Consider the following 6,576-nt stretch of genomic DNA (forward strand, 5'->3'; position numbering starts at 1 on the left):
GGTGAATTCATCAGTAAAGCTGATTAATGTTGGGAGTCGTCAACTGCAGGCGTTTCTCGAGATATGCAAGTGCGGCAGCTTTGCTGCGGCCGCAGAGCGCATTCATCTGTCTCCGTCGGGAGTCAGCATGCTGGTCAAGGAACTGGAGCGTCAGTTGGGAGTCAGGCTATTCGAGCGAACCACACGCGCAGTGACATTGACCGACGCAGGCCGGCTGCTGCAGCCCTATGCCGAGAGGGTGGTGACGGAACTTCGGCAACTGGGTCTGGCCTTGCAAGGCAGCACCTCGGCCTCTCGGTCGCCCCTGACCATTGCTGCGACGCCTGTGATCGCCACCTGTCTATTACCGAAGGTTGTTGCCGAATTTGCACGCAAGCATCCCGAGGTGCGAATCCAGGTCATGGATGGCAGCCTCGACACCGTTCGGCAAGCCGTTCTGGAAGGACATGCCAATATGGGTATGGCCTTTTTTGTGAAACCTGCCGCAGGCCTGCTCAAAGAGTCGGTGTGCCGGTTCCGGCTCATGAGCATCAGCCCGGGAGAGAGGCGGCGCAGCAAACAGATCCAGAACCGCAGCTGGAAATCTCTGGATGGCCTGCCCATGATCGCTCTGCCGATCTCCAATCCGATTCAGGCCTTGATTGACAAGCACCTTCCCAGCGCCAAGGCCAGCCAGGATGAGCGGGCAGAAATGAATTTTCTGGGCACCATGATTGCCATGGTGAAAGCGGGTCTGGGCAACGCAGTCATACCCTCTTTCATGATGGAGGAATGCCAGCAGCACGGCTTGAACATTGCGATGCTGACCGAACCGGCCGTTCACCTCAACATGTACGTGGCGCTACGAAGGGGCGCAGACCGACAGCTTGCCGAGACCCAGTTCATAGAAGCCTTGAGAGCGCATATAGCCACGTCGGATGATCTGGCTTGACGCTACGCCCACGGCTTCATGCTCTGAGCCCATCCGTCGCCACCACTCGTCGGAACACTCAAACACCAGCCTCTGTTGGCCTGGCAAGCCCCAACAAATGAGAATAGGTATCATTTGTGTAAAATCAGCGGATTTCCAATCCCGAGAGATTCCTGTGTCATCTCCTGCCAGCAGCATCGCCAGTGACGCACTTGGCAGCATGTACACACTGCACAACCGCTGGCTGACCGCCTGGCTGCAGCGCAAGCTGGGCAATCGTCACGATGCAGCAGACATCGCTCAGGACACATTCACGCGCATCTGGGCGACTGCAAAATCGCAAGCCATCGAGGACATCCGCGAGCCCAAAGCCTATCTGACCACCGTCGCCAGGCGCTTGATGATCAACCACCTGGAACGCAGGTCGCTTGAGCAGGCCTATCTGGCATCCCTGCATCTGCTGCCCGAAGAAACAGCACTGTCTGCCGAGGCTCGCGCCATCCTGCTGGAGACTCTGGAGGAACTGGATCAGTTGCTCGGCGAGTTGCCGGCCAAAGTTCGCACGACATTTCTGCTTTCTCAGCTGGAGGGGCTCTCTTACGAAGAGATTGCATCGCATATGCAATTGAGTGTGCGCACGGTCACCCGCTATATGGCGCAGGGCTTCCGGCAATGCCTGCGTGTGATGCTGGATGCCTGAAATGCCCGCAACAGATACCCGCATACTGGATGAAGCAGCCCAATGGCTGGCTCGCCGACATGCCTCGGATTTCAGCGAAACGGAGAATGCCGAGCTTGCCCGCTGGCGCAAGCTAAGTGCAAGGCACGAGCAAATCTGGCAGCGCATAGAGCAGCTGCAATTTCGCATGGACAGCGTCCCCCCGGCAGTTGGCATGGCCGTACTCGATCGTCCACGCTCGGCCGGAAGCCGCCGGCATATGCTGCGCGCGACGACACTTGCATTGGCGACTCCCATGCTGGGCTGGTTCTCGTACCGCTATCTGCCATGGCAGATATGGCATGCGGACTTCAGGACAGCCACGGGCGAGACACGCGAGGTGACACTGGCCGACAACAGCCATGTACTGCTGAACACCGCCTCTGCCATCAGCGCACGGTTCGACAGCGAAGCACGTCGGCTTCATCACTACGCAGGTGAAATTCTGGTGGAGACCTCGCATACGAGCGCCTACCAGGCCCTGCCGTTCATCGTCCAAACAAGCGATGGTGAACTAAAGGCACTGGGCACCAGATTCATCGTACGCAAGCATGTGCAAAGCACGACGCTGTCCGTTCTGCAAGGAGCGGTCCAGGTGATGCCCAGCCACTCCACGCAGACTCTGGTGGTGCAAGCTGGCGAGCAGGTGACCTTCGATGTCCGCAATCCAGGCACCGTCACCCCGCTGCCATCCCATGCAGACGCCTGGACCCGAGGCGTCCTGCATGCGCACAGCATGCGCCTGGCCGACTTCCTGGCAGAGTTGCAACGCTACCGCCAAGGAGTCCTGCAATGCGACCCCGGCGTTGCCGAGCTACGCGTCTCCGGCGTATTCCAGCTACGAGACACGGACCGCATCCTGGAGCTGCTGACGCAGACCCTCCCCATACGCACCCAAGAGCGCACCGCTTACTGGGTGACGGTCACATCCCCCTGAGACGGCTCTGCTGCGCCGTCCGGTATCGATGGGTTCCAGACAGGGGCGCAAATATTTTTTCTCACCGCTGTCCGGTTTTTTCAGCTCGCCTGTCAAGCACATCAAGACCCATTCATTGACAGCCAACGAGGACTGAAACCATGCCTGCAACGCGCTCGCCGCACTCCCACACAAATTCTCCTGCGGTGCCGCTGCATCCGGTCACCCTTGCCGTCAAAGGCGCTCTGGTCGCTGCCCTTGGCACCGCGGCCCTGAGCCTGTACGCGCCTGCGACGTACGCAGCAGAGCCCATTGTCCGCCCCGCGCAGCAGACCTATCAGATCTCCGCCGGCCCGCTCGGTCCCGCCCTGATGGAGTTTGCCGCTCAGGCAGGCGTTAACCTCAGCATGGACCCGGACCTGCTCAAGAATCTGCGCACTGCCGGTCTGTCGGGCCCCCACACCATTGATAGCGGCTTTGCGCGCTTGCTGGAAAGCTCGGGGTTGCATGTCCGCCCGCTGGGCGCCAGCAACTACGCACTGGAAGCCGCACCGACTGCCAAGGCGGCCACTGCATCCACCACACCTCAGAGCGACGCCTCCACATTCGCAGAAAAGTCAGGCACACCGGAGCTTGCCGCCGTTACGGTGACGGCTCGTACCCAGAACAATCTCGTGGCCCCGGCACGTCAGATCAGCCTGCTCGAAGGCGAGGAAGTTCAGCAGCTTAGACAAGGCTCCGACAGCCTGGCCACCATGCTCAGCAAGGTGGTTCCGGGCATGGCCGACTCCAGCCACACCATTACGGACTATGGTCAGACACTGCGCGGGCGGAACATGCTGATTCTGGTCGACGGTGTTCCGCTGAACACCAACCGAGACTCCTCCCGAAACCTCGCCAACATCAATCCTGCCGACATCGAGCAGATCGAGGTGCTGCGCGGCAGCAGCGCCATCTATGGAAGTGGTGCCGCGGGCGGCATCGTCTCCGTACGCACCAAGCGCCCCTCGGGCGAGACCAAGGCAGAGACAGTGGTAACGGGATCGTCACCGCTGTTCAGGCCCAAGGCCGCAGGGCTTGGGGCCGAAATCCAGCACTACCTGTCGGGCGGCGGTGACGTCGTCGACTATTCGGTCAGCCTGGGCGCCAAACATGTAGGCGGCTCATTCGATGCCAAGGGAAACCGCATCGCCCCGGAGCCCAGCCAGGGAGACTTGTTCGACTCCAACATCTATAACGCATCGGCCAAGATTGGCTTCAAGCTGGATGCGAATCAACGGCTGCAGTTCTCGGCGAGCCACTACAACGCCAGCCAGGACACCGACTATGCATCCGACCCGTCGGTGGCCCGCCTGCCTGCCGGAACGGCTGCTGCCAGGCCGATCAAAGGCCTGGTGCTGGCAGACCAGAACCAGATCAAGAACACCATGCTGGGGCTTGACTACGAAAATCGCGATCTCGCAGGCAGCACCTTCGCGGCTCAGCTCTACTACCGGGATTTCTACACGCGCTTTGCGCCCTTCGACGCGCGAGCCGTCCCCGTCCGAGGAGCCAACATCGATCAATCGATGCAGAACTCCGATGTCTTCGGTGGACGCCTGACCATCAAGACGCCGCTGGGACAGGAGAAAAATTCCTTGCTGATCTGGGGCGCGGACTTCAATCACGAGCGCACCGACATGCCGATCGATATCTTTGATCCCAAAGCCTATGACGCCAGCAAAGGACTGGTGTTCAACAAGATCGGCCGCCTGATCTATATGCCGCCGGTCACCACGCGCAGCATTGGCGCATTTGCCCAATTGCAGCACAAATTCAGCGACAAGTGGTCCGTGGAAGGCGGCGCCCGCTATGACCGCGCCCAGGCCAGCTTCAGCGACTTCAGCCCTTTGTCGCAATCAAAGCTGCCGAGCCCCCAGTCCGTGGGTGGCGGTACCGTGAAATATGGCGCATGGACCTACAACCTGGGCACGGTTTTCACGCCGACCAAGGGACATGAACTCTATGCCTCATACAGCCAGGGTTTCGAGCTGCCGGACATCGGGGTCGTGGTGCGCAATGCCACTGCAGGCTTCAACATCGGCAACTCCAACCTGCAGGCCGTCAAAACCGACACCATAGAGATCGGCTGGCGCGGGAAGTTCTCGAATGTCATTACCAACCTGGGAGCCTTTCAATCGCAGTCCGACCTCGGCGCCGTGCAGAGCTTCAACAACGGCCTCACACTCCTGCGAACCAAGGAAAAGATCCATGGACTCGAAGCCAGCCTGGACTATTTCAGCGATGACGATCACTGGACCACTGGCGGGAGCTTCACCTGGATGAAAGGGCGCGAGCTCCCTCAGGGCGCAGGCTCCTATCAAAGCATGACGGGCTACCGCATTCCGCCTCTCAAACTGACGGCATACGTGGAATATCGCCCCAGTGCCAGCTGGAGCCACCGAGTCCAGGCCACCTCCTATGTTTCCAGAGACTATCGCCTGGACGGCAAGACAAGCTTCGGCCGCTACGACACCAAGGGATACACCACGTTGGATTTGATCAGCCAGTGGAAAATCGACCCGAAGAACCGCGTCTCACTGGGCGTGGAGAATTTGCTCAACCGCAACTACTTCCCGCTGTACAGCCAGCTGCTTCGAAGCAACAACAACACCAGCCGCCTTCCAGCGGCAGGCACCGTACTTCGAATCAGCTATGCGCACACCTGGTAGCAGTGCTTCATGCAGCCTGGGCAGGCTACAGCCACAGTGCTTGATCTGAAGGCATTGCCGCAGAGTCGGGCACAGGCTTCGCCGCTGAGTCTCAGCCGATATTTCAGTCAATCGGCCGGGGAAGTCTGCGGCCAGCCTGAGGCAGCGGCCCCGGGGTGGGCTGCTTCAGACCGCAGCCTCCGCGAGTCAATCGTGACTCAGCAGTTGAATGGTGAAGACCTACCGGACTTCCTATTTTTCGGCCTTTCTTCTCAAAGGCGTTATTGCATAAATCACCGGGCAGCCTCAGGTAGCCTCGGACGATGAGCCAGTCCCTGCATCCCAAGCCCCGCTACCACGCCACCAACTGGAAGCAATACAACGCAGCGCTCAGAGCGCGGGGCTCACTGACCATCTGGCTGGATAAGAACATGTCCTGGTTTGCCACGGCCAGCGGCAAACGCAGGCACAGCCCGCATTTCTCCGATTCAGCCATCCGGTTTTGCCTGACTATCAAGAACCTGTTCGGACTGGCCTTGTGGCAGACCTCAAGCTTTGTTCAGTCACTACTGACGTTGTCTGGATTGCTGTGGCCAGTCCCCGACTTCAGCACGCTGTGTCGTCGCCAGCGCAGTCTGGATGTCCAAGTGACATAACGCGCCAGCTCGGATGGCCTACATCTGCTGGTTGATTCCACAGGCATCAAGCTTCTGGGCGAAGGCGAGTGGAAATGCAAAAAGCACGGGGCGGAGCGTCGACGCCAATGCCACACCCAGCATTCTTCCGGGAAAGAATGCCTGGCTGCGCAAAGGCGATGCCTTTGCGCACCGCAATGCGGCGATTGCCACATTCAGGCGCTTCGGGCGCAAGCTCTGGAAAAACCGGAGTGGCTACCACCGACGCAGCCTAGTGGGGACCAAGATGCACTGCATCAAACGGTTGGGCGAACGGGTCATGTCACGCACGTTTGAGAGGCAGGTTAACGAGCTGTACATCCGAGCAGCCATCCTCAATCGATTTAGCGCGGACGGTGGCTGTGGCATAGCCACGTCTGGGGGTTGGGGCAGGTCTGGCCTGAGGCTGATTTATGCAACAGCACCCAATTAATTCAAACTGTCGCAGATAAAAGGTGTGTCAATCCAAACGGTGCTCTCGAAGTTTTGCTCATCTTTATTTCCGGCCTGGGACGCTGGCTCCTGGTCGGATAATCTGAAGACAGCCACCGCCTGCACCAAGGACTGCGCCTGATGGTTCAGACTGCTGGCAGCCGCGGCCATTTCCTCCACCAGCGCTGCATTTTGCTGCGTGGTCTGGTCCATCTGCGTCACGGCTTCACCGATCT

At 59.5% G+C, this 6,576-nt stretch carries 4 protein-coding genes and 2 pseudogenes; 5 read left to right on the forward strand and 1 reads right to left on the reverse strand.

Annotated elements, in window-relative coordinates; translation table 11 throughout:
• Position 1 precedes the first annotated feature (1 nt).
• From F3J24_RS24685 to F3J24_RS24705, 5 genes and pseudogenes are all read left to right on the forward strand, one after another.
• Positions 2 to 931: a LysR family transcriptional regulator gene (locus tag F3J24_RS24685; protein ID WP_370527778.1), complete on the forward strand. Its 930-nt coding sequence runs from the start codon at positions 2 to 4 to the stop codon at positions 929 to 931.
• Between the two features lie 199 nt (positions 932 to 1,130).
• Entirely contained in the window at positions 1,131 to 1,610 is a 480-nt protein-coding gene (locus tag F3J24_RS24690) for a sigma-70 family RNA polymerase sigma factor (protein WP_167011543.1), read from the forward strand.
• A gap of 1 nt (position 1,611) precedes the next feature.
• Positions 1,612 to 2,565 (forward strand): FecR domain-containing protein, encoded by a 954-nt coding sequence (locus F3J24_RS24695; RefSeq protein WP_167011532.1) that lies wholly within the window; start codon positions 1,612 to 1,614, stop codon positions 2,563 to 2,565.
• Positions 2,566 to 2,705: 140 nt separating this feature from the next.
• The gene (locus F3J24_RS24700) at positions 2,706 to 5,255 is read left to right on the forward strand and encodes a TonB-dependent receptor (RefSeq protein WP_167011534.1); all 2,550 of its coding nucleotides are present in this window, start codon (positions 2,706 to 2,708) and stop codon (positions 5,253 to 5,255) included.
• 302 nt (positions 5,256 to 5,557) lie between these two features.
• Positions 5,558 to 6,341: pseudogene (locus F3J24_RS24705) on the forward strand (IS5 family transposase).
• Here the strand turns inward: F3J24_RS24705 and F3J24_RS24710 are convergent.
• Positions 6,338 to 6,576: pseudogene (locus F3J24_RS24710) on the reverse strand (hypothetical protein); the annotation flags it as partial. The pseudogenes F3J24_RS24705 and F3J24_RS24710 sit on opposite strands and share 4 nt — an antisense overlap.

Source organism: Comamonas sp. Tr-654, from assembly GCF_011752915.1.
In the GTDB taxonomy this organism is placed as follows: domain Bacteria; phylum Pseudomonadota; class Gammaproteobacteria; order Burkholderiales; family Burkholderiaceae_C; genus Comamonas.